This window comes from Streptomyces sp. MGP-BFMKR1, assembly GCF_057766585.1.
Genome location: NZ_CM173408.1, coordinates 7,493,038 through 7,515,763, shown reverse-complemented (window position 1 = coordinate 7,515,763; position 22,726 = coordinate 7,493,038). Strand labels below are relative to the sequence as shown.

The following is a 22,726-nucleotide window of genomic DNA, read 5'->3' as shown; positions in this document are numbered from 1 at the left end:
GACACCTCGGGGTGTGACGCGTGGTATCGCGGGGACTCGCGGGCTTGCCAGGATTTTCGCAAGCCCGACTTCGATCACCGCAGCCGCCCCCGTCGTGACGTACCTCACGCAGGGATCGAGTGCACGCGCGTAATGCACGGCCCCTCTTAGGGGTCAAAGAGACAAGGACCCGCACCAAGAGCAAGGGAGCAGGCGTTGTCCATCGTCATAGACCAAGCCATCCGGGCCCGGCTGATCGCCTCCGCGCCCGGCACCCGGGCCATCCCCGCACGACTGCGGTACGAGCCCACCGACCCGTTCGCGGTCCGCGTCTCGTTCCCGCCCGCCGCCTCCCTCGACGGGTTCGAGGTGGAGTGGGCCTTCGGCCGCGACCTGCTGGAGGAGGGGTTGCGCCAGCCCGCCGGCAGCGGGGACGTGTACGTCTGGCCGTGCAGCGCGGAGCGGATCGTGGTGGAGTTCCGCGCCGACGAGGGCATGGCCATGGTGCAGCTCAACTCGGCCGACGTGCGGGAGTTCCTCGGCCGCTCGTACGCGCTCGTCCCGGTGGGCGAGGAGGGTGGGTACCTCGATGTGGACGCCGACCTCGCGGCGCTGCTGCGGGATGCCTGAGCCGATGGGCGTCCGCTGCGAGACCGCGCCGCCGCCCACCGCGCCCGGCCTGGGTCAGGTGTCCGGCCTGGCCCCGTCGCCGGCGTCCGGCCGCCCCGCGCGGCTGCCGCAGCCCGCGCCGGCCGGTGGCGGCGTGCTGGGCGCCTCCCGGCTGCGAGGCCCGGCCGGCCGGGACGCGGTGGCCGGCGCGCCGTCGCCGCGGATGCTGACCGCCGCCTCGCGCAACGTCCCGGCCGACTCCGGCGAGGCCAGCGGCGACGTGTGCGCGGTCCGGCAGACCCCGTACGGCCTGCGGCTGCTCATCGGTGACGTGCGCGGCAAGGGCCCGCGGGCCGCCGTGGGGGCCGCCGCGCTGCGTCGGGCGTTCGACCGGGCCGCGGACCGGGTGCCCACCCTGTCCGTCCTGGTGGACACCCTGGAGTGGGCGTTGGTCGGCGCGACGGCCCGGCCCTCGGGAGCGGGCGCCGCCGACGGGGCCGACGCGGCCGACGACGCCACCGAGAACTTCGCGACCGTGCTGGTCGCCGAGATCAGCACGGACGGGCACGCGCTGCGCCTGGTCAACCGTGGCCACCCGGCGCCGCTGTTGCTGCGCCGCGGTCAGGTGCGCCGGCTCGAACCGCGCCAGCGGCTGTTGCCGTTGGGTCTCGGCGCGGTCTCCGGCGCCGGCCAGGTGCCCGCGCCGGCCGGCCCGTACGCCGACGAGGTGGCCTTTCCCGAGGGCGCGTCGCTGCTGCTGTTCACCGACGGGGTCACCGAGGCGCGGGACGCGCACGGCGTGTTCTACGACCCGCTGGCGCGGCTGGCCCGGTTCGCCGGCGCCGCCCCCGCCGACCTGCTCGACGTGCTGCACCGCGACGTCCTGCGCCACACGGGCGCGGCCCACGACGCGCGGGCGCTCTCGGACGACCTGGCGATGGTCGCGGTGCGCCGTGCGGCGCGCGCCGTGGGCCCGCGTGGCGCGGGTTACGCGCGGCGCTCGAAGAGGCCGTTGAGTTCGGGGTAGCTGAGCCCCTCGGCGAAGCTGGTGTACGTCCCCGAGGTCAGTACCTCGCGCGCGGCGCGCCGGGTCAGTGCGTGCACCGACTGGGCGATCGCCGCGCCGACGCTGATCCGCGCCACACCGAGCTCGGCGAACTCCTCGACGCTCGGCGCTCCCGGCCACACCATCACGTTGAGCGGGGCCGCGACGCCCTTGACGAGCGCGGTCACCGTCTCGAAGTCCACGACGCCGGGCACGAAGACGCCGTCGGCGCCGGCCGCGACGTAGGCTGCCGCCCGCTCCAGGGTCTCGTTCAGCCGGGTCTCGGGCTCTCCCACGGAGGCCAGGTAGATGTCGGTGCGCGCGTTGATGAACAGCGGCACGCCGACCTCGTCGGCCGCCTGTCGCGCGGCGGCGATCCGCGCGGCGTTCTCCTCGGTCGAGCGCACCGCGGGCCCCTCGGCCGCGTGGCTGGCGTCCTCCAGGTTGATGCCGACCGCGCCCGCGGCGAGCACGCCGCGCACGGTCGCCGCGACGTCCTCGGCGCCCTCGCCGTAGCCGGCCTCGATGTCGGCGGTCACCGGCACGTCCACCGTGGCCACGACGCGCGCGATCAGCTCGACCGCCCGCTCGCGGCTCAGCCGCTCCCCGTCGCCGAAGCCGAGCCCCCAGCCGACGCCGGCACTCGTGGTGGCCACGGCGGCGGCCCCCGCCTCTTCGACGACGCGCGCGCTGGCCGGGTCCCAGGCGTTGGGCAGCACCAGTGGCCGCTCGCCCGTGTGCAGGTCACGGAAGGTCCGGGCGCGCTCGATCTGGATGGCGGAGGTGGTGGGCGTCTCGTTGCTCATGCGCCAAGTCCACCAGCCCGCGCGGCCGTTCGGCTGGCGGATTTCCGACATGATCATCCGCGCCCCCGGCCGCCGGCGGGGCGCCGGCCCCGGTGGGTGATCCGAACAGGTGCGATCAGTGTCCGCTGGACCGCAACCGTCTTGGCCGTACGACGGTCACCTTGGGTGTCACCGACGCACAGGGCGCGGGCGGACGCGGTACGGGGCCAGCCGGCCCCCGGGCGGCCGACCCCGACGACGCGGCGCGCGCGGCACGTCCGCGCGGCGACCGGCCGGCGGCGGATGGCGTGTGGACGGCACGCGTACGGGGCGCGGCGCGCACCGGGCCGTGGCTACCGCGGCGGGGACGGCGCGGTGCCCGACGATGTCGGCATCACGCGGGTTCGAGTGGGATTGAGCGGGATCACAGGGAAACGGGGGGTGGCGCGGATGGCGAGCGCGACCGAGATCGAGAAGTTCGCGGACTGTCTGCGGGAGTTAAAGGAGCGGTCGGGGCGGAGTTACGGCGCGCTGGCCCGCCGGTTGCACGTCAGCACCTCCACGCTGCACCGCTACTGCAACGGCGACGCCGTGCCGGCGGACTACGCCCCGGTGGAGCGGCTGGCCAGGCTCTGCGGCGCCGCCCCGGACCAGTTGGTGGAGTTGCACCGCCGCTGGCTGCTCGCGGACGCGGCCCGCCGCACCGTCCCCGGCCGCGGGTCGCGCTCCGCGCGGGGCGCGGCGCCGAGTCGGGACGCCGTCGTACCGGACCCCGAGGCGGACTCCCCCGGCAGCGACGCCGCGGCGGACGCCGCGCCGGCCGCTCGCGCGGGCGGCGACGCCGGAGGCGACGAGCCCGGCGCCGCGCGTACGCCCACCGGGACTTCCGCCGGCGCGCCGGCTAAGGCTCCGGCCGAGAGTGACGGGCCCAGCGTCGCGGAGGGGGAACCCGCCGGAGCGGTGGGGAAGCCCACCGGAGCGGAGGGCGGGCCGGGCACCCCGGAGGGCGGGCCCGCCCCCGCCGACGTACCCGGCTCGGACACACCCATCGCCCCTGCGCCCGCCGGGTCGACGGCGGGCGCCGACGCGCCGGAGGGGGCGCGTGGGCCGGCTCGGCCGCGCGCGGGGCGGGCGCTGCCCACGCGGCTCGCCTCCGGGCTCGCCGCGCGGCTGCGCGGGCGGCGGGCCGTGGCGTGGTCCGCGGTCGGCGCGGTGCTCGCGGCGGCCGTCATCGGCGTCGCCGCGGCGGCGAGTTCGCCGCCGGACGGCACCGGTGGCCGGGGCGCCGCGTCCGGCGCGGAGCGTGGGCGCGCCGCCGCGCCCGAGGCGACGGCGGCGACCCGGCCGGGCGGCCCGAGTGGCCAGCCGCGGGACGAGCGGGGCGGGGCGGCCCGCGAGTCGGCCGCCGAACGAGGGACCGACGCGGGCCGGCGGGGGCAGGCCGAGGAGAAGCGGCCTGAGCCGACGACGGCCGCCCCGGACCGCACGCCCACCCCCGGCGGCTCGTCCCGCGCCGGCGCGCCGTCCGCCGGTGCCACGTCCGACGGCGACGCGGGGCGTGGCGGGGCGCACGGTGGGCCGGGCGCCGGTGCGGGCACGCCGCTGACGCTCAGCACCCGCTCGCACGTGTGGGAGAACGGCTGCGACCACCGCTACCTCGTGGACCGGGAGCCCGCCGAGGTCGCCCCGCCCCCGGTGGAACAGGACGCGCCCGGTTGGGCCAGGGCGCACGGGGCCGTGCACGGTGGCACGACGATCGTGGAGGTGACCGTGGCCGGGCGCTCGTCGCAGGCGGTGGTGTTGCGCGGGCTCCAGGTGCGGGTGGTCGGGCGGCAGGCGCCGCTCGCGTGGCCGGCGTTCGCGATGGAGAACGGGTGTGGCGGTTCGCTCACGCCGCGCGCGTTCTCCGTCGACCTGGACATGGCCCGTCCGCTGGCCAAGCCCACCGACGGGTACGACGGCCAGCGCCCGCTGCCCGCCGTGCGCTTCCCGTACCGGGTCTCGGCCACCGATCCGGAGGTGCTGCGCGTCAACGCCCGCACCGTCGCCTGCGACTGCCAGTGGTACCTGGAGCTGGACTGGGTCAGCGGCGACCGGCAGGGGACGGTACGGATCGACGACGGCGGCCGGCCGTTCCGTACCAGCGGGCTCAAGGGGCGCCCGGAGTACGGCTACTGGTCGTCGGACGGCGGCTGGCTCCGCGACGGCGGCTGATCGGATGAGGTGGCCGCGCACGACGGCGTGCGCGCCGCCCGCGCGGGGGTGCGCGCCCGTCTGCCCAGCGCACGTGGCCGCGCGTGCGACGACGATCACCAGCCAGCCGAGAACCCGGCCCTTGCAGGTTTAGGCAAGCCTTACCTACTGTTCGATCCGCGTCTGAACAGTACGAACACACCGGCGGATCGGGGACAGCATGGATGCGACGAGAAGGCAACTGCTGTGGGTCGGTGGCGCATTGGGGACCACGGCCCTGCTCGGCGCGTGCGGCGGCGACGACCCCGCCCCGGCGGCCCGGCCCAACGGCTCCGAGAAGCCCCGCAAGGGCGGCACGCTGCGGGTGGGCGCGCTCGGCCGGGCCTCCGCCGTCACCCGCGACCCGCACGGCGTGCAGGCGAACGAGAGCGACTACCTCATCATCGCCCTCGTCTACGACACGCTCACCGCGCCCGGCGCGAAGCCCAACACCGCGCCCCGGCTCGCCACCAGGTGGACGTCGTCCAAGGACCTGCGGACCTGGCGGTTCACCATCGCCGACGGCGCCACCTTCCACGACGGCTCGCCGGTCACCGCCGACGACCTGGTCTGGTCGCTCAAGCGGCTGCGGAACACCCCCTCGGGCGCCTCCCGGATGCCGGGCGTGGCGGCGAGGAACATCAGGCCGTACGGCGAGCGAGGGGTGGAGCTGGTCTCCGACTACCCCAACGCCGAACTGCCCCAGCTCGTACGGCTCTCCACCTTCATCCTGAAGCGGGGCACGCCGGAGAAGGAGATCCACCGGAGCCCGGGCACCGGGCCTTTCAAGCTCGACTGGTACCGCGGCGGCAACGCCCGGCTGGTGCGCAACGACGCGTGGCACGGCGGGGAGGTGCTGCTCGACGCCATCGAGGTGCGGCTCTTCGAGAGCCCGCAGGCGCTGTCCAACGCGCTCCTCGCCGGCCAGCTCGACCTGGCGTCCAACGTCGGCGCCGTCGCCGCCCGCACGGCCGAGCGGCGTCAGGACATCCAGGTCATCAGGCGGCGCGACGACATGCCGCTGCCGATCGTGATGCGCACGGCCGACGGCCCGTTCGCCGACCCGCGGGTACGCGAGGCCCTGCGGCTCGCCGTCGACAGGGAGGCCATGGTCGAGCAGGCGCTCTCGGGCTACGGCGTGGTCGGCAACGACATCATGGGCACCGGCGACCCGGCGTACGACCGGTCCCTGCCGCAGCGGGTCCGCGACCTGGGCCGGGCCAGGAAGCTGCTGGCCGAGGCGGACTTCGACCTGTCCAGGACGTACGAGCTGGTCACCACCGAGGACGTGGCCGCGCTGGCCGAGTCGGCCACCCTGTTCGCCAGCCAGGTGCGCGAGGCCGGGGTCAGGGTCAAGGTCGTCAAGCGGGACTCGACCGTCTTCTACGACGACGTCTGGCTCAAGGGCGATCTGTACACCACCTACTGGGGTACCAACGACTCCGTCGTGTTCTTCGCGAGCAAGACGCTCTCGGCCGACGCCGCGCAGAACGAGGCGGGTTGGCGGGACGCGTCCTTCGACGCCGCGTACCGCAAGGCCATGCGCACCGCCGACGCCGGCGAGCGCGCCACGCTGCTGCGCGAACTCCAGAAGATCCAGCACGAGAGGTCCGGCTACCTGCTGTGGGGCGTCGCCGACGGCATCGACCTGGCCGCGGCGCCCGTACGCGGCCTGCCCAAGTTGCCCGGGTACGGGCGCGTCCAGCTTGAGCGCGCGTGGCTGGCTCGCTGAGGGGCGCGGTGCGGCGGCCCGTGACACCCGCCGAGCGACCGCGCGCCGACCGACCGGCGCCCGACGCCGGCGCGCCGGAGCGCGGCGCGCCCGGTGGGCTGGCCCGCGCCGGGTCGGCCGCGGCGCGCCTGGCCGGGCTGCTCGCCCGCCGCGCCCTGCTGCTCGCCGTGCTCCTCGCGCTGGTCTTCGGCGCCGTGGAACTGCTGCCGGGTGACGCCGCCGACGCCACCGCGGAACGCGGCGAGTCCGCCGCCGACATCGAGGCGCGCCGCCATCTGCTCGGGCTCGACCGGCCGGTCCTGGAGCGCTTCGCGGACTGGATGGCGGCGCTGCCCACCGGCGACCTGGGCACGTCGGCGCGCGGCGAGTCGGTCGCCACGCTGCTGAGCACGCCCTTCCCCAACACGCTGCTGCTCGGCGGCCTCGCGCTCCTGGTGACCGTGGCGGTGTCGCTGGCGCTCGGCTGCTGGGCCGCGCTGCGCCCCGGCGGCGCGGTGGACCGGGCCGTGTCCGGGAGCGCGACGGCGGTGCTCGCGGTGCCGGAGTTCGTGGTGGCGGTCGCGCTGGTGCTGGTGTTCTCCCAGTGGGCGGGCTGGCTGCCGGCCGTGACCATCGCCGACGCCGCCGGCACGCCCGCGTCCTGGGACATGCTGGTGCTGCCGGTGTTCGCGCTGGCCATCCCGCAGATCGGCTGGAACACCCGGATCGTGCGGGCCGCCCTCGCGGACGAGGCCACGGCCCCGCACGTGGAGACCGCCGTCATCGACGGGCTGCCCCGGCACCGGGTGCTCAGCCACCACCTGCTGCCGGGCGCGCTGCCGGCCATCGCCGCGGGCCTGGCCACCTCGACCGGCATGCTCCTCGGCGGCGCCGTCGTGGTCGAGACGATCTTCAACTATCCCGGCGTCGGCTCGGTGCTCGCCGGGGCCGTCACCGACCGCGACGGGCCCCTCATCGCCGGCGTGGTGGCCCTGACCGGCGCGGTCATCAGCGGCGTGCTGCTCCTGGCCGACCTGGTCCGGGCCAAGGCGTCCGGGGGGCGCGGATGAACCTCCGGAGGGCACGCGTGACCGTCTCCGCCCACCCCGCGGGCCCCACCCGCCGGCCCGCCCCGGCCACCCGGTCGAGCCCTGGTCCGTGGGGCGTGGCGCTGCGCACGGCGCCCGCGCTGCTGCTCGTCGCGTTGGCGGTGGCCGGCCCCTGGCTGGCCCCGCACGCCGTGGACGCGCCGGTCACCGCGCCGTACGCCGAACCCGGCGGCGACGCGGCGCTGGGCGGCGACCAACTCGGCCGCGACGTACTGAGCCGACTGCTCGCCGGCGGCCGGCAACTCATCGGCACCTCGCTGCTCGTGGCCCTCCTGGTGACCGGCATCGCCGCGGTGCTCGGCGCGATCAGCGCGCTGCGCCCCGCCATCGGCCGCTTCGTGGAGCGCGCCGCCGACGTGCTGATGCTGCTGCCCGCCGTGCTCGGCATCCTGCTGATCTCGCTGTCCTGGCCGGACGGCGACCGGCTCGCGGTGGTCACGGCCGCCGTGGTGCTCGGCGTGCCGTACGCGGTACGGCTGACGGCGGGCGCCGCGGCGCCCATCGCGGCCTCGGGGTACGTGGAGGCGGCGACGGCCGGCGGCGAGGGGCTGTGGCACCTGGTGGTGCGCGAGGTGTTGCCGAACCTGCGGGCCACACTGCTCGCGCTGTTCGGGCTGCGCTTCGTCGCCGCCGTCTACCTCGTCGCCACCGCGGGCTTCCTCCAGGTCGGCCCGCAACCGCCGACCGCCGACTGGGCGTTGATGATCCGGGAGAACTCGGCCGGCATCCTCCTGAACCCCTGGGCCGTGGTGGCCCCCAGCATCGCCATCGGCCTGCTGGCCATGAGCGTCAACCTGGCGGCCGTCGCGCTCGTCCCGCAGGCCGGCCGAAAGGCGGTGACCGCGCTGTGACCCACCGAGCGCGCTGGACGTCGAAGAAGCCCCCGCAGCACCCCGCACCACCGGCCGTGGCGCCGGGGGCCGACTCGCCCGACGCCGCCGAGCCGACCGTACGGGTCACCGACCTCACGGTGGTCAGCACCGCGGGCGGCCACCCGCTCCTCGCCGCGGGCTCGTTGACCGTACGGCCCGGCCACGTGGTCGCGCTCACCGGGCCCTCCGGGGCCGGCAAGACCACGCTGCTGCGGGCCGTCTGCGGCGCGCTGCCGCCCGGGACGGAGCGCGCCGGCGGCGAGGTCGAGGTCCTCGGCCGCCCGGTGCTGCGGCTCGCCGAGCGCGAGTTGCGGGCGCTGCGCCGGCACCTCGTCGCCTACGTCGGCCAGGATCCCGGGTCCCGGCTCAACCCCCGGATGCGGGTGCGCTCGCTGCTCCGCGAGACGGCGGTCAGGCCCGAACCCGACACGGTGGAGCGGCTGTTGGCCGAGGTCCGGCTGCCGGTGGACGAGGGTCTGGCCGACCGCCGCCCGGGCGCGCTCTCCGGCGGCCAACAGCGGCGCGTCGCCCTGGCCAGGGCGCTGGCCAGGGAGCCGGTCGTGCTGCTCCTCGACGAGCCGACGGCCGGCCTGCACCCCGCGCTGCGCGACGAGGTCGGCGACCTGTTGCGGCACCTGGCCACCGAACACCGGCTCGCCATCGCCCTGTCGTGTCACGACGCCGACCTGGTGTCCCGGCTCGCCGACGAGGTGGTCGAACTGCGCCCGGCGGCCCGCCCGTCGAGCACGGTCGCCCCGTGCGCCCCGGGCACCGCGCTCCCCGCGCGACGTCCCGCCCCGAGCGCGGACGCGCCGACCGAGGCCACCGTTCCTTCCGTCGCTCCGGTCACCGCCACCCCGGCCACCCCGGCGGCCCCGACCCCGGCGCTCCTGACGGTGCGGGACCTCGGCGCGGTGGTGGGCCCGCGGCGCGCGCGGCGCACCGTGCTGCGCGGCGTCGGCCTCGCGCTACCGGCCGGCGGGTCCATCGGCATCGTCGGCGTCTCGGGGTCGGGCAAGACGACGCTGGCCCGCGCCGTGGTCGGGCTGCACAAGCCGACGTCGGGCACCGTCGCGTTGCGGGGCGCGCCGCTGGCGGCCTCGGTGCACGGGCGCTCCCGCGACCAGCGGCGCCGGATGCAACTCGTCCCGCAGGACCCGCTGGGCGCCCTCAACCCGAGCGTCACGGCCGGCGCCGCCATCGCGCGCCCCCTGCGACTGCACCACCGCGCGGGCGGCGCCGACGCCCGCGCACGAGTGGCCGAGCTGCTCGAACAGGTCGCGCTGCCCGCCGACTTCGCCGACCGCTACCCGCACGAACTCTCCGGTGGCCAGCGCCAGCGGGTCTCCATCGCCCGGGCCCTCGCGGCCCGCCCCGACGTGCTCGTCTGCGACGAGGTGACGTCGGCGCTGGACGGCGAGACGGCGACGGCGATCATGGACCTGCTGGTCGCCCTGCGCGAGCGGCACGGCCTCGCGCTCGCCCTGATCAGCCACGACCTGCGGCTGATCGGCGACCGTACCGACACGGTGCTGGTGCTCGACGCGGGGCGTGCGGTCGAGGCGGGGCCCACGGAACGGGTGTTCCGCGCGCCGGAGCACGCCGTCACCCAGGCCCTCCTGGCCGGCCGCCTCCCCGCCGCCGGCTCGGCCTCGGTGGCGTGACCGGCGCCCCGAGGGTGCGGGTGACGCAGGTCACTGCCAAGCCCCTAACACCCCCAGAAACACCGGCGGCCCCGACGAATCGGATTTAGGGGTTACTTGGGGCGGCGAGCTGCTGCTGAACTGCGGGAGAGGCGGCCCGTCGCCTCGCTGGAGATCGTGCACCCGCCTCCACAGCGCCGCTCACCGGAGGAGCTTTCCCTCGTGACCAACGAACTCGCGACCGAAGACGTTCTGCCCCGCCAGCCCGCGCCCACCGAGGCCAACATCATCCTCCGTGGCGGCCCCGCGGAGGACCTCCCCGACCACGAGCGCGTCCGGTACGTGCCCGACCCCGGGTCCATGTTCAAGCTGCCGCGCGGCAACCACTACGCGCACTTCGCGCCGACCACGGAGACCGTCGCCCACGGCGAGCACGCCCTGCGGGTCTTCCGGTGGACCCGTACCACGTACGTCGCCGAGTAGCCGGCCATCCCGGCCACTTCGGCCGTGGCGACCGCCCGTCGCCATACCGACGGCACCACCACGTACGAGCACGCGGCCACGGAACCCCTGTGGGGACCGTGGCCGCGTGCTCGCGTGCCGTGCCGTGCCGTGCCGTGCCGTGTGACGGCGTACCCGCCTGCCGCACGCCGCGCGTACGTCGACGGTGTCGCGGGCTACGAGGTGGGCATCTGCCGCGAGAACTCGTCGGTGCCGCTGTCACTCCAGGTGATGGTCAGCTTCTGACCACCCTCGCTGAGCGCCGCCTTGCCGGTCATCGTCTCGCCCTGGCAGGTGGCGTTGACGTTCATCTGGTCGTCGGAGGTGCCCGAGCACGTCATGGTGCCCATGCGCATGGCGAACGCGCTGCCGGAGACGCTGAGGATGCCCACCTGTCCGGAGTCGGTGCGCTCCGTCGTGTACCAGAGGCCCTGAGCGCTGCTGGCGTCCGAGCCCCCGGTCGAGCCGGAGCTGCCCGAGGTGCCCGTCGAACTCGAACCACCGGTCAGCCCGGTCGAGTCGGGGCCCGGGATCTTGATCTCGTCGCCGCCGGTGCCCTCACCGCCGCCGATGGCCTGATTGCCACCCTTGTCGGGCTTGCCGAACAACGACCCGCCGTCGTCCCCGTCGTCGCCACAGCCGGTCAGCGTGAGCGCCAGTGCCGCGACAGCGGCAGCAGCGGCGATCTTTGTCTTGTTTCGCACGGTAGGTCCCCCGTCATGCCCCGATCAATTGCCCGGGAAACCTAGCAGGCCGTGGCGGTTTCACAGACCGTCGGGCGGGGTCCGTCGAGGCTCGGGGACACAATCGATATCCAGCCGTTGCACAGCGGACCACCCCACTCCGCCCCCACAGCCCGCGCGCCCCGCCCCTCCCCCACCCGCCCCGCCGACGCCCCACCGCCTCGCGCACCGGCCCCCACCTGGCCTTCCTCGCGCCGGAGCCACACGCCTGCGCCAGCCCGAAGCAGTCGCGGCACACCGCACGGCGCGAGACCCCCTAGCCACACACCCCGCCCGACCCCTAGATCCCTCCCTGAACCCCTATCTCCTGGCCCGTGGCGTTAGTTGCCCGAGCACGGCGTGCGGGCGCCCGGGCGTCGCACCGGGCGGCCCGTCGCGTACGGCACGCCAGCGCCCTCACCCGCACCGCCGGGCTGACGAGCCGCGCGCCGTCCCCACATGGCGCACCCCGTCGCGGCGCGGGCTCGCCCGGCCCGGCGCGCGGTGGCGCGTATCCGCCGGCCGCGCACCGCGCGCCGGTATCGGATGCGGATGGCACCCATGGCGGGGCACCCCGGCGGGGAATACTGACTGCCATGGGGACGCCGATCATCGGAGCTACCGCACAGGTGCCCGCGTGGGTGCCGCCGACCGACGTCGAGAGAGCACTGTTCGAGGCGAAGGCGCGCCAGGACTGGGACGGTTACCTTCGGGTGCTGTTCGCCGCGCCGACCTTCGCGTACGCCCCCAAACAACTCGTCGACGACGACCAACTCATCGCCTGGGTCCCCCACACCGTGGCCCACGGCCCGCGCTACCTCGCCGTCTACACCCGTGGCGAGCTGACCACGCCGCGCGCCGGGGAGGTCGCCTGCTCCATCGCGCTGCCGCTGGCGCCGTACGTGTGGTGGGGCGAGAAGCTGCGCGGCATGGTGGTCAACCCGGGGACGCCGACCGAGGCGTTCTTCCCCGGGGCCCGGCGCAAGCGGCGCCGCTGGCTCGCGTTGCGGGACCAGATGCCGAGCCGCGAGCCGGCCGGGGAGGCGGCGGCCGGGGCGCTGCTGACCAAGTACACCGGGCCGCTGCGCGGGCGGCTGGCCATGGGGCTCGCCTGCGGGGCGCACCTGTCCGTGCACCGGCGGGCGCTGTGGAACGACCTGACCGACGTCTACGCGGACTACCGCGCCGACACCAGGATCCTGCGCGAGGCGTGGGGCGCGTCCAGCCGCGCCCAGTGGCGCCGGCAGCTCGACTTCCTCCTCCGGGGCCGCAACAGCCCGCCGCAGCCCGAGTTCGTGCTGCGGGTGCGGCGCGGCATCGCCCGTGGCGCCCACGGCGCGCCCGTCGACCCGCGGCTCTGGCAGCGGGCGGCGGCCGAGACGCTGTACGAGCGGGGTGCGACCGAGTCGGAGTTGGTGGAGGCCCGGGAGCTCATCCAGCGCATCCTGCGCTACGAGGCGCGGTTCCGCGCCGACGGGCTGCTGCCGCCCGACGGGCACGTCGCCTCGGCCACGGGGTACGACTTCGGGCGCGCGGTGAGCGTCGCGCGCTGGGGGCTCGGCGCCCGGTACGCGGACCGCGCGGAGGTCGAGGCCGCCGTGATCAGGGCCGGCTCGCTGTGTCGCCGGCACTACACGTCCTGGTCGGACTTCTCCGCCGGCTACGTACTCGGCCGCGTGCTGCGGTTCGACGAGGAGGCGTTCGGACCGATGTACGCCTCGGCGCTCGCCCCGCACCGCATCCTGCTCGACACACCCGGCAGCCCCTGGCGCACCCTGGCCTTCGCCGCCCCCGGCGAGTGAGAGCCCGGGCCCCGGGTCGGCACGGGCCCGTGGGCGGCCGGGGCGGGATTGGACTTTCGGCAGTGTCGGGCCGTGGCGTGGCCTTCGTAGGGTCGTGGGCGTGGAGAGCACGACGATCGATGGCGGGCGCGACCGCGGCGGGGCACCGCCGCGGTCGGCGCGGGGTGGCGTGGCCTCGGTGGTACGGGGGGTGGACCCCGGGCACCTGCTGACGGCCGTGGCGACGGTGACGGCGGGGCTCAGCGTGGTCAGCCTGTGGTGGGCGCTGCCCACCGCCGTCGCCGCGTTCCTGGCCGGGCGGCGGCCGGGCAGGACGCTGCCCACGGCGCTGGTGCTCGTCGCGCTGTTGGCCGCCGGCCTGGTGGCGATCACCGTGGTGCCCGCCTGGCTCGAACTGTCGAGCGTCTTCGTGGCGGTGGTGGTGGTCGCCGCGATGCTCCCCTGGTTCTCGGGGCGGTTCTGGCGGCAGTACCAGGAGCTGGTGCGGGCCGGCTGGCAGCGGGCCGGGCAGCTCGAACGCGAGCAGCGGCTCGTCGCGGAACAGGCCCGGCTGCGCGAGCGCGCCCGGATCGCCCAGGACATGCACGACGTGCTCGGCCACGACCTCTCCCTGATCGCGCTGTCCGCCGGCGCGCTCCAGCTCAGCCCCGACCTGGACGAGCGGCACCGGGCGGCGGCCCGCGACATCAGGGCCCGCACCGCGGCGGCCGTCGAGCGGCTCGGCGAGGTCGTCGGCGTGCTGCGCGACGCGTCGGACGCCGCGCCGGAGCGGGCCCGCGCCGCCACCCTGGAGCGCCTGGTGGAGGAGGCGGCGCAGGCCGGCCTCGCGGTGCGGCTGCGCGTCGCGGGCGACGCCGCCGCGGCGCGCCCGTCGCCGGTCGCGGAGCGGGCCGCGTACCGAGTGGTGCAGGAGGCGCTGACCAACGCCGCCAAGCACGCGCCGGACGCGGAGGTGGCCGTGCGGGTCGACTACGGGGACCAGGAGCTTGAGGTACGGGTCGAGAACGGGCCGCCGCCGGGCCGGGGCGGCCGGGCCCCGGCCGCCGCCGTCGGGGCCGGGCCCGGCGCCCCGCTCGCGGTGGCCGGGGGCGGGCGGGGGCTGATCGGCCTCGACGAGCGGGTGCGGCTGGCCGGCGGCAGCTTCTCCTGCGGCCCGTACGCGGCGGGCTTCGCGGTCACCGCCCGCATCCCGCACACGCCCCCCACCGGCCCCGAGCGGCGCCAACCGGCGGCGGTCGAACTCCGGGAGTGGCCGACCGGTGGCGTCGGGCAGCCGGGCGGGCCGGGGAGCCCGGATGCTGGCGCGCTGCCGCGCGAGCACCAGCGGGCCCGCCGGCGGGTACGCCGCACGCTGGTGGCGGCGCTGATGCTGCCGCTGGTCACGGGCGCGGTGCTGAGCGCCGTGCTCGTCGTGTGGAACGCGGTGACCACCTCGCGCGCCGTCCTGGACCCGGCCGACTACGCCCGGCTGCGGGTGGGGCAGGATCGTTCCGAGGTCGAGCGGGTGCTGCCGGACCAGCAGACGGTGCACCGGCCGCCCGCCGCGCCGCCGGAGGGCGGCCCGAGCACGTGCGCGTTCTACGCGGTGACGGCCGACCCGTTCGACGACCGGTCGGGCGACGCGTACCGGCTGTGCTTCAGGGGCGACCGCCTGGTGTCGCTCGACGTACTGACGAGTTGAGGACCCCGTGATCCGCGTACTGATCGCCGACGACGAGGCGATGATCCGCGCCGGCGTACGAGCCGTGCTGACCACGGCGCCCGACATCGAGGTGGTGGCCGAGGCCGCCGACGGGCGGGCCGCCGTGGACCTCGTGCTGCGGCACCGCCCCGACGTGGCCGTGCTCGACATCCGGATGCCCGGCACGGGCGGCATCGAGGCGGCGGCCGAGATCGGCAGGGCCGCGCCGGGGACCGGCGTGCTCATGCTGACCACCTTCGGTGAGGACGACTACATCCTGCGGGCGCTGGGCGGCGGCGCCGTCGGCTTCCTGATCAAGTCCGGGGAGCCCGAGGAGTTGATCGCGGGGGTCCGCGCGGTGGCCGACGGCGCCGCCTACCTGTCACCGAAGGTCGCCGCCCGGGTGGTCGCGCACCTCGCGGCCAGCGGCGCCGGTGACGCGGCGGGCCGGCGGTCGGCCGCCCGCGCGCGGGTCGAGGCGCTCACCGCCCGGGAGCGTGAGGTGCTCACCTTCCTGGGCGCCGGGCTGTCCAACGGGCAGATCGCCCGGCGGCTGCACGTGGTGGAGGGCACGGTCAAGGCGCACGTCAGCGCCATTCTGGCCGGGCTCGGCGTGGAGAACCGGGCCGCCGCGGCGGTCGTCGCCCACGAGGCGGGCGTGGTCGCCCCGACCGAACGCCCCACGGGCCCCGGCCGCGGGTGAGACCCGGGCGACCAGCGGCGTGACGGCGCGCGCGGCGAGCGGCCCCAGCGCGACGAGCACGGCGGCCGTGACGCCGCCGCCGAGCACCGCGCCGGCCAGCACGTCGTGCGGGTAGTGCACGCCGAGCACGACGCGCAGCAGCGCCGCCGCCACGGCCAGCGGCAGGGTCACGGCGGCCAGCCGGGGACGCAGCACGGCGAGCCCCACCGCGATGCCGGCGGCCAGCGTGGCGTGGTTGCTGGGGAAGGACCAGTCCCCCGGCTCCGGGCACTCGCCCAGCACGGCGGCGCCGCGCAGCGCGCGGCACGGCCGCTCCTCGTCCACGGCCAGCTTGAGCGCCTCGCTCGCCGCGTAGGCGGCCACGGTGCCGACGCCGACCAGCAGCGCGCCGGCCACCTGCCGCGCGTCGCCGCGCCGCACGGCGCGCCAGCACGCCCAGGCCAGCAGGGCGCCGAGGAGGACCAGCGTGCCCTCGCTGGCCAGTTCGCTCAGGGTGGCGCACCACGACGGGGCGCCGTCCAGCGCGTCGCCCAGCGAGCGGTACGCCTCGGCCGACGGCCCTTCGGTGACCTGGACCGGGTCCGGCTCGCCGACGCCGCCCGGCGCCAACCAGCCGACCACGCCGCCGACCGCCGCCAACAGGCCGACGGCGAACAGGGGGCGCCGCACGGCCCCGGAGTGTGTGGGAGATGTTCGTTCCATGGCCACTGAACGTAAAAGTGGCCGTGCTGGGAGACCCGGGTCGAACGGCAGGCCGCGCCCCCCACCTTCGTCGGGGTTGACACCCCGCCCGGGGGTGGACGCGGCGCCGCGCGGCCACCCCCGGTGGTGCCGTTCGGGTCAGACCTGGGTGCTGCCGGCCGGCTCCGGCGCGTCGGCGTCCTCGGGTGCCTGCGGGAGGCTGTCCATGAAGGAGCTGACCGAGAACACGGCGCGACCGGGACCGGGCGGGCCGTAGCCGGGCGGCGAGGTCAGGCCGTACTCCTCCAGGGTGGCGCGGTAGGTCTCCAGGAGTCGGATGTGGTACTCCAGCGGCGCGCCGTTCGGGTTGGCCTTGCCGAGCGGTGTGGTGGGCTCGGGACACCAGGTGGTGAAGCGGGGCACGACGCCGTGGGACATGAAGAAGCGCAGGCCCTCGGTGGTGGAGTCGATGGCCTCGCGCACCGTGGTGAAGCCGAAGGGCTCGGCCATCTCCACGCCCGCCACGAAGTTGGGGATCACGTTGCGGGGGCCGAAGATCTCGGTGGAGTCCAGGATGCGCCGGTGCCACTCGTCGCGGCCGACGTAGCGCTCCTTGCCGGGGCAGTACAGCTCGAACAACCGCCGGTCCCAGACCTCGAAGTTGGGGTGGTAGATGCGGATGCCGTAGTCGTGGAAGCGCTGTACGTCGTCACGCGGCAGCGCCTGCGCCACGACCTTGCCGATCCACCGCCCGGGGAACCGCTCCTCGATGGCCTTCGCGTAGTGGCCGTAGAAGTCGGCCTCGTCCCGGCCGCCGACGTGTGAGGTGATGGAGCCGCCGGTGAGCGTGTACGCCTGCGAGGCGCGCGCCGTGTCGTACCGGTCGATGATCTCCAGCGCCTCCAGCACCTCCTCGACGGGCTTGACGCCGGTGTACGGGCGGCCCGCCGCCTTGTGCTGGCGCCAGTTGTGGTTGATGTCGCAGTACTGGCACTCCTCCTTGGCGCCGAAGTACTGGCACACCCGGAAGACCGTCAGGTACACCAGGTAGCCCCACTGGATGGTCGGCGCGACCTCCATCACGGACTTGCCGTTGGCGAGCGTGTGCCGGTAGTAGTCCGGCATCGGCGGCAGCCCGACGTCGGCTATCCGGGCCCCGTCCAGGTACAGCCCGAGCGCGCCGTCGGCGCCGGCCCGCACCACGTACGGCGACGCGGGGTTGACCCGCACCGAGACCACGGTGCGCCGCAGGTCGTAGGGGCCGCCGGTGAGCACGATCTCCTCGGGCGGCCGGTTGAGCGCGGCGGCGCCGAGTTCGGGCAGCGTGCGGTGGTCGAACGAGAAGATGAAGTACGACTTCGGCTTGACGTCGCCGGACGCGCCGTCGGCCGTGCCGCTCAGCGCGGACTCGTCGAAGGCCATGCCGCCGCGCAGCAGGTCCTCCTTGATCACCGCTTCCCCGGGCACCTGCGGGAAGCGTTCCATCAGGTCTTCGACGAGCGCGGTCCGGCTTCGGCTCTCCATGTGCTGCTCCATCCCTGGCGTCCTGGGCGGCCACCGGATCGGCGGCTGCCGGCCACTGGCCCTTCATTGCACCAGAGCAGCCGCCGGGCCCACAGCGCGGGGTACGCGCGCCGCCGGCCCGTGCCGCCACGGGCCGGGCGGCTCGTGGCCCGCGCCTGGCACCCGGGCGGCGGGCCCCGGATGCCGTCCCGAGGCGGGTCGCCTGGCGTGGCGCGGGCGCGGAGTGGTGCGGCTCGCCGCGCGGGGTGACGCGTGCGCCGGCGTGGCGGGGGGCGCCGGGCGTACAGTGGCCGTCCGTCGACCGATGACCTGACGTCCGTCGCGGCCTGGGCCACTCGGTGTCCTACGGTGCCCGCCCGGCACCGGTGAGCCGTCTGGCGGGCGCCGGCCAGGACGCCGAGCGAGGTGCACGTATGCGACGCGCGGACAAGACCGAGGACCCCGTGTCCGCTCTCAGCGACCCCGCCGGGGCCGTACTGGACGCCCACGGCACCGTTCTGGGCTGGACCGACGAGGCGGCCACGCTGCTCGGGCTGGCCGGTGACCAGGCGTGCGGGCGGCCGGTCACCTCGCTGCTGGCCGACCGGGACCAGTGGCGGCAGGCCCTGCGGACCCGCACCCCCACCGCGTGGGAGGGGCGGGTGGTGCTCCGGCACGCCGCCGGCCACGAGGTGCCGGTCGTCTTCCGGGTACTGCCGCTGGGGGGCGACGCGGGCCGGGTCGACGCGGCCCGCTACCTGGTGCTCGCCGCGGCACGCCCCGCCTACGAGCGCTGGCGGCAGGACATCGCCTTCTCGCACGAGCTGTTCTTCCAGGACCGGATGGGCGTCGTCCTCTTCGACGTGGACCTGCGGCTGGTGCGCACCAACGCGCACCTGCTCTGGTACACCGGCGTCCCGAGCGACCTGGCCGGCCACCGGCTGGGCGACTTCCTCTTCCCCGAGGACGCGGCGGTCCTCGAACGGCACCTGGCGGAGGTCCTGCGCACCGGTGACCTGCGGCTCGGCGTGGAGGTGCTGATCCGCACCCGGGAGGACCCGCGGGGCGGGCGGCACATGACCATCTCGGCGTTCCGGCTGCGCGACCCGCACGACGGCGGGCTGGTGGGAGTGGCGGCGTTCTTCACCGACATCACCGACCACGTCCGCGCCCGGCAGCGCCTCGACCTGCTGCACCACGCGGCGGCGGTGCTCGGCGAGTCGCTCTCCATCATCCGTACGTGCGAGGACCTGACGACCGTCCTCGTGCCCGGTCTGGCGGACCTCGCGGCCGTCGACCTGGCGGACCCCGTGCTGATCGGCGAGGAGCCCGCGCACGACGGGGAGCACCTGTTCGCGCTGCGCCGGATGGCCGTGGCCGGCGCGGACGGCAGCCCGCTGCCCACCGGGCCGATGACGCTCGGCAGCATCGACACCCATCGGGCGACGGACATCGCGGCGGCTGCCGAGGCCGTGGACGGCAGCCGGGCCGAGGCCGTCTCGCGCGGCGGCGGGCGCGCCGAGCGCGCGGGCCGCGGCGGCCTCGTCGCCGACCTGCGGCGCACGGCGACCGCCGACGGTGCGCAGACCCCCACGGGCGCGGTGGACGGCGCCGAAGGTGAGGCCGCGAGCGGCACCCGGCCGGCCGACGCCGAGCCGCCTGCCGCGCGAGCGGCCGATGAGTCGGCGCCGGCCGAACGACAGGCTGCGGCGCGGGCGGCCGGCAAGCGGGCGGCCGACCGCCAGGAGGCCGACCGGCGGGCGGCCGACCAGCGGAAAGCCGATCAGCAGGCGGCCGGCGAGGGGGCGGGCGCGACCGTCGGGGGCGCCACGGCCGGCGCGCTGGCCGACGTCGGCACGGGCGCCAGGGGCGAACGCTGGGTCGGCCCCGAGACGCCCGGCCAGCACGGCGCCGACGGCTCGGGCGACTCCTACGGCTCGGGCGGCGCCGACGGCTCGGACAGCGCCGACGGCTCGGGCGACGCGAGCGCCGGGGCGTCCGACGCCAGCGACGAGGTGCTGGCCTGGGCCCGGTCGGTGCCCGGGGCGCACTCGGTGATGACGGCGCCGCTGCACGCGCGCGGCATCCTGCTGGGGCGCGTGACGGTCTGGCGCACCGAGGCCCTGGAACCCTTTGACGCCGAGGACCTGACGCTGCTTGAGGAGGTGGCCGCCCGCGCCGGGCTCGCCGTGGACAACGCCCGGCGCTACACCCGCGAGCGACGGGCCGCGGTCAAGCTCCAGCGCAGCCTGCTGCCGCCCGCGCTCACGGACGTGGTGGCGGCGGAGACGGCCAGCGTGTACCTGCCGACGGACGCGGCGCGCGGCGTCGGCGGCGACTGGTTCGACGTCATCCCGCTCTCGTCGGCCCGGGTCGCGCTGGTGGTCGGCGACGTCGTCGGGCACGGCCTCCAGGCCACGGCCACCATGGGCCGGCTGCGCACGGCCGTGCGCACGCTGGCCGACCTGGACGTGGACCCGGAGGAGTTGCTGACCCACCTCGACGACCTGGTGCTGCAACTGACGGTGGAGGCCGACAGCGACCGGCCCGGCATCGAGGACGGCGCGTCCAACTCGCTGACCGACTCGGTCGGAGCGTCCTGCCTGTACGTCACGTACGACCCGGTCACCGGACACTGCGTCATGGCCAGCGCCGGGCACCCGCCGCCCGCGCTGATCTCCCCGGACGGCTCGGTCCGCTTCATCGAGCTGGACCCCGGGCCGCCGCTGGGCGTGAGCAGCCTGCCCTTCGACATCACCGAACTCGACCTGCCCCCGGGCAGCGTCCTCGCGCTGTACACCGACGGCCTGGTGGAGCGGGGCACCGGCGACGTGGACGAGGGCATGGCCGAACTGCGCGCCCGACTGCTACGGGCCGACGCGCTGCACCGCCCGCTGGCGGGGCTGCCGCGCGAGGTCGTCACCGACCTGCCGCCCAGCCGGCTGCCGGACGACGTCACGCTGCTGCTGGCCCGCACCCGGATGCTCCCGGAGGGCGACCGGGCCGCCTGGACGCTGGCGGCCGACCCGGCGCTGGTCGCCGGCACCCGCGAGCTGGTCGCGGGCCAACTCGCGGAGTGGGGCCTGCACGAGCTGACCTTCACCACCGAGCTGGTGGTCAGCGAGCTGGTCACCAACGCCATCCGGTACGCGGGCGGCCCGGTCGAACTCAGGCTGATCCGGGCCGGCGTGCTCATCTGCGAGGTGTCGGACCCGAGCAGCACCCAGCCCAGGATGCGCCGCGCCCGCGCCACCGACGAGGGCGGACGCGGCCTGTACCTGGTCGCCCAGCTCACCAGCCGCTGGGGCAGCCGCTACACCCGGCACGGCAAGACGATCTGGACCGAGCAACCGCTCCCGGACGTCTAGGAGTACGGGCCGGTACGGGTACGGGCCGGTAGGAGTACGGCCCGGCCCGCTCGGGTGCCGAGCGGTGTGCCGGTCGCGCGCCGGCGACTCACACCGCGACCACCGCCCGCCGCTCCCGGGCCTCGTCGAGACGGGCGAGCACGCGCTCGCGCAGCAGCTCGTACTCCGCGCGCAGTCGCACGATCTCGGCGGGGCGGGGTATGACCACCCCGCCGCTGACGATCTCCTGCGGCGCGAACTGCTCCCGGGTGAGGTCGATCTCCACGCCCATGCCCAGCCGGTTCCACCAGTGGAAGTCGGTCTGCTCACCGTCCACGTGCACCATGCCGCGGATCAGCTCGCCGCCGAGCAGGTCGTTGAGCACCATGGCGGTGACCCCGCACTGGTCCCGGGCGGGGTTGTCCGGCGTCCACCGGTCGCGGTACTCCGGCGTGCAGGTGTCGGCGCCCCAACTGGCGCGGACGGCTTGTTCGATGTCGGTGAGCAGCCAGTACGTCATGGGCTCACCCTGACACGAGGCACTGACAATCCGGGTTCGGGCGATCCCGGGCCGGGCAGCGACCCCGGGCCCGGCAGCGGTCCCCGCGCGGGTGGCGGCGGGGACTCACGGCTCCAGGCGTCGGATCGGCGCCCCCGCGAGGTAGGCCCGGATGTCCTCGACGGCCTGCCCGTAGTACCTGCGGTAGTTGCCCCGGGTGACGTAGCCCAGGTGCGGGGTGGCCAGCAGGCGGGGCGCCGTGCGCAGCGGGTGATCGGCCGGCAGGGGTTCCTCGTCGAAGACGTCCACGGCGGCGCCGGCGATGGTGCCCGCGTGCAGCGCGGCGAGCAGCGCCTCCTGGTCGACGATCGCGGCCCGCGAGGTGTTGATCAGGTAGCCGGTCGGCTTCATGAGGGCCAGCTCGGCCGCCCCGAGCAGCCCCCGGGTGCGGTCCCCGAGCGCCAGGTGCACCGAGACGAAGTCGCTCCCGCGCAGCAGCTTCTCCCTGGTGCCGGCGTGCGCCACGCCGACCTCGGCGGCGCGCTCCGGGGTCAGGTTCTGGCTCCAGGCGACGACGTCCATGCCGAAGGCCAGGCCGATCCGGGCCACCCGGCTGCCGATCTTCCCGAGCCCGAGCAGGCCGAGGCGCTGGCCGGCGAGGTCGGCGCCGAGCGTGCTCTGCCAGGGGCCGCCGGCGCGCAGCGCGGCGTTCTCCGGGACCAGGCCGCGGGCCAGGCCGAGCAGCAGCGCCCAGGTCAGCTCGACCGGCGGGGTCGGGGAGCTCTCGGTGCCGCACACGGTCACCCCGTGGGCCTCGGCGGCGGCGAAGTCGATGACGGAGTTCCGCATGCCGGAGGCAACGAGCAGGCGCAGCCTCGGCAGGCGGGCGATGAGCGAGGCGGGGAAGGGCACCCGCTCCCGCAGCGTGACCACGATGTCGAAGTCGGCCAGGGCCGCGGCCAGCTCGTCCTCGGTGCCCAGGTGTTCGGCGAACGTGACCACGTCGACCTCGCCGGCCAGGGCCGCCCAGTCGGCGCTCGTGGCGGCCACGCCCTGGTAGTCGTCGAGGACGGCGCAGCGGTGGTGCATCTCGGTGCTCTCCCTGGTGGTCGCGGGTGCGGACGGTGCCCCCTTGCCTATCGCACGGGCCACCCCGGCCGGCGCACCGGCCCCCCGTCGCGCGCTCGCCGCCGGGGTGCGGAGGGATCGGTTCCGCCATGGGAGAGCGCCGGGGACATGCCGCCGGGCGGAGCGTCGAACGGGCCGCGGCCCGCCGTGTGGTTCCCCGTTCGCGGGCGGGCC

At 76.0% G+C, this 22,726-nt stretch carries 17 protein-coding genes and 1 pseudogene; 12 read left to right on the top strand and 6 right to left on the bottom strand.

Annotation, left to right across the window (positions count from 1 at the left end; all coding sequences use genetic code 11):
* The first annotated feature begins 195 nt into the window (after positions 1 to 195).
* Entirely contained in the window at positions 196 to 609 is a 414-nt protein-coding gene (ssgD, locus tag AC3CHW_RS30260; protein ID WP_176160686.1) for a spore wall synthesis regulator SsgD, read from the top strand.
* Entirely contained in the window at positions 602 to 1,615 is a 1,014-nt protein-coding gene (locus tag AC3CHW_RS30255) for a PP2C family protein-serine/threonine phosphatase (protein ID WP_488468578.1), read from the top strand. Before ssgD ends, AC3CHW_RS30255 begins: the two co-directional genes overlap by 8 nt.
* Here AC3CHW_RS30255 and AC3CHW_RS30250 read toward each other — a convergent pair.
* Positions 1,576 to 2,439, bottom strand: coding sequence for an isocitrate lyase/PEP mutase family protein (locus tag AC3CHW_RS30250; RefSeq protein ID WP_488468577.1), 864 nt, complete (start codon positions 2,437 to 2,439; stop codon positions 1,576 to 1,578). The two genes, AC3CHW_RS30255 and AC3CHW_RS30250, sit on opposite strands and share 40 nt — an antisense overlap.
* 429 nt (positions 2,440 to 2,868) lie before the next feature.
* On the opposite strand from AC3CHW_RS30250, the gene AC3CHW_RS30245 reads away from it, so the two are divergent.
* The 6 genes from AC3CHW_RS30245 to AC3CHW_RS30220 all read left to right on the top strand — a co-directional run bounded on the left by AC3CHW_RS30245 (position 2,869) and on the right by AC3CHW_RS30220 (position 10,468).
* Complete coding sequence (locus AC3CHW_RS30245; RefSeq protein ID WP_488468576.1) at positions 2,869 to 4,632, top strand: helix-turn-helix domain-containing protein; 1,764 nt, start codon at positions 2,869 to 2,871, stop codon at positions 4,630 to 4,632.
* A gap of 199 nt (positions 4,633 to 4,831) precedes the next feature.
* Positions 4,832 to 6,382 carry an ABC transporter substrate-binding protein gene (locus AC3CHW_RS30240; RefSeq protein WP_488468575.1) on the top strand — a complete coding sequence of 517 codons (1,551 nt, stop codon included), beginning with the start codon at positions 4,832 to 4,834 and terminating at the stop codon, positions 6,380 to 6,382.
* A gap of 98 nt (positions 6,383 to 6,480) precedes the next feature.
* A complete protein-coding gene (locus AC3CHW_RS30235) occupies positions 6,481 to 7,431 on the top strand; it encodes an ABC transporter permease (RefSeq protein WP_488471213.1) in 951 nt (316 codons plus the stop codon).
* 17 nt (positions 7,432 to 7,448) lie between these two features.
* Positions 7,449 to 8,321 (top strand): ABC transporter permease, encoded by an 873-nt coding sequence (locus AC3CHW_RS30230; RefSeq protein WP_488468574.1) that lies wholly within the window; start codon positions 7,449 to 7,451, stop codon positions 8,319 to 8,321.
* On the top strand, positions 8,318 to 10,006 hold the full coding sequence (locus AC3CHW_RS30225; protein ID WP_488468573.1) for an ABC transporter ATP-binding protein: 1,689 nt from the start codon (positions 8,318 to 8,320) through the stop codon (positions 10,004 to 10,006). Before AC3CHW_RS30230 ends, AC3CHW_RS30225 begins: the two co-directional genes overlap by 4 nt.
* 201 nt (positions 10,007 to 10,207) lie before the next feature.
* Positions 10,208 to 10,468: a DUF5988 family protein gene (locus AC3CHW_RS30220; RefSeq protein ID WP_359322039.1), complete on the top strand. Its 261-nt coding sequence runs from the start codon at positions 10,208 to 10,210 to the stop codon at positions 10,466 to 10,468.
* A gap of 194 nt (positions 10,469 to 10,662) precedes the next feature.
* Here AC3CHW_RS30220 and AC3CHW_RS30215 read toward each other — a convergent pair whose 3' ends face one another.
* The gene (locus AC3CHW_RS30215) at positions 10,663 to 11,190 is read right to left on the bottom strand and encodes a hypothetical protein (protein ID WP_488468572.1); all 528 of its coding nucleotides are present in this window, start codon (positions 11,188 to 11,190) and stop codon (positions 10,663 to 10,665) included.
* A gap of 614 nt (positions 11,191 to 11,804) precedes the next feature.
* On the opposite strand from AC3CHW_RS30215, the gene AC3CHW_RS30210 reads away from it, so the two are divergent.
* The 3 genes from AC3CHW_RS30210 to AC3CHW_RS30200 all read left to right on the top strand — a co-directional run bounded on the left by AC3CHW_RS30210 (position 11,805) and on the right by AC3CHW_RS30200 (position 15,394).
* Positions 11,805 to 13,010 (top strand): DUF1266 domain-containing protein, encoded by a 1,206-nt coding sequence (locus tag AC3CHW_RS30210; protein WP_398609143.1) that lies wholly within the window; start codon positions 11,805 to 11,807, stop codon positions 13,008 to 13,010.
* Between the two features lie 100 nt (positions 13,011 to 13,110).
* Positions 13,111 to 14,691 (top strand): sensor histidine kinase, encoded by a 1,581-nt coding sequence (locus tag AC3CHW_RS30205; protein ID WP_488468571.1) that lies wholly within the window; start codon positions 13,111 to 13,113, stop codon positions 14,689 to 14,691.
* Between the two features lie 7 nt (positions 14,692 to 14,698).
* Positions 14,699 to 15,394 carry a response regulator transcription factor gene (locus AC3CHW_RS30200; RefSeq protein WP_398609145.1) on the top strand — a complete coding sequence of 232 codons (696 nt, stop codon included), beginning with the start codon at positions 14,699 to 14,701 and terminating at the stop codon, positions 15,392 to 15,394.
* 3 nt (positions 15,395 to 15,397) lie between these two features.
* Here AC3CHW_RS30200 and AC3CHW_RS30195 read toward each other — a convergent pair.
* Positions 15,398 to 16,096 (bottom strand): annotated as a pseudogene (locus AC3CHW_RS30195) (phosphatase PAP2 family protein); the annotation flags it as partial.
* Positions 16,097 to 16,234: 138 nt separating this feature from the next.
* Complete coding sequence (locus AC3CHW_RS30190) at positions 16,235 to 17,599, bottom strand: radical SAM protein (protein ID WP_488468570.1); 1,365 nt, start codon at positions 17,597 to 17,599, stop codon at positions 16,235 to 16,237.
* 413 nt (positions 17,600 to 18,012) lie between these two features.
* On the opposite strand from AC3CHW_RS30190, the gene AC3CHW_RS30185 reads away from it, so the two are divergent.
* Positions 18,013 to 20,946: a SpoIIE family protein phosphatase gene (locus tag AC3CHW_RS30185; RefSeq protein ID WP_488468569.1), complete on the top strand. Its 2,934-nt coding sequence runs from the start codon at positions 18,013 to 18,015 to the stop codon at positions 20,944 to 20,946.
* 88 nt (positions 20,947 to 21,034) lie between these two features.
* Here AC3CHW_RS30185 and AC3CHW_RS30180 read toward each other — a convergent pair whose 3' ends face one another.
* Positions 21,035 to 21,445, bottom strand: coding sequence for a YunG family protein (locus AC3CHW_RS30180; RefSeq protein WP_488468568.1), 411 nt, complete (start codon positions 21,443 to 21,445; stop codon positions 21,035 to 21,037).
* Positions 21,446 to 21,550: 105 nt separating this feature from the next.
* A complete protein-coding gene (locus AC3CHW_RS30175) occupies positions 21,551 to 22,513 on the bottom strand; it encodes a D-2-hydroxyacid dehydrogenase family protein (protein ID WP_488468567.1) in 963 nt (320 codons plus the stop codon).
* Positions 22,514 to 22,726 lie beyond the last annotated feature (213 nt).

Coding starts and splice junctions, on each gene's coding strand:
- AC3CHW_RS30255 (WP_488468578.1), top strand. CDS start 602: ATGCCTGAGCCGATGGGCGTCCGCTGCGAGACCGCGCCGCCGCCCACC.
- AC3CHW_RS30250 (WP_488468577.1), bottom strand. CDS start 2,439: ATGAGCAACGAGACGCCCACCACCTCCGCCATCCAGATCGAGCGCGCC.
- AC3CHW_RS30245 (WP_488468576.1), top strand. CDS start 2,869: ATGGCGAGCGCGACCGAGATCGAGAAGTTCGCGGACTGTCTGCGGGAG.
- AC3CHW_RS30240 (WP_488468575.1), top strand. CDS start 4,832: ATGGATGCGACGAGAAGGCAACTGCTGTGGGTCGGTGGCGCATTGGGG.
- AC3CHW_RS30210 (WP_398609143.1), top strand. CDS start 11,805: ATGGGGACGCCGATCATCGGAGCTACCGCACAGGTGCCCGCGTGGGTG.
- AC3CHW_RS30190 (WP_488468570.1), bottom strand. CDS start 17,599: ATGGAGAGCCGAAGCCGGACCGCGCTCGTCGAAGACCTGATGGAACGC.
- AC3CHW_RS30185 (WP_488468569.1), top strand. CDS start 18,013: ATGCGACGCGCGGACAAGACCGAGGACCCCGTGTCCGCTCTCAGCGAC.
- AC3CHW_RS30180 (WP_488468568.1), bottom strand. CDS start 21,445: ATGACGTACTGGCTGCTCACCGACATCGAACAAGCCGTCCGCGCCAGT.
- AC3CHW_RS30175 (WP_488468567.1), bottom strand. CDS start 22,513: ATGCACCACCGCTGCGCCGTCCTCGACGACTACCAGGGCGTGGCCGCC.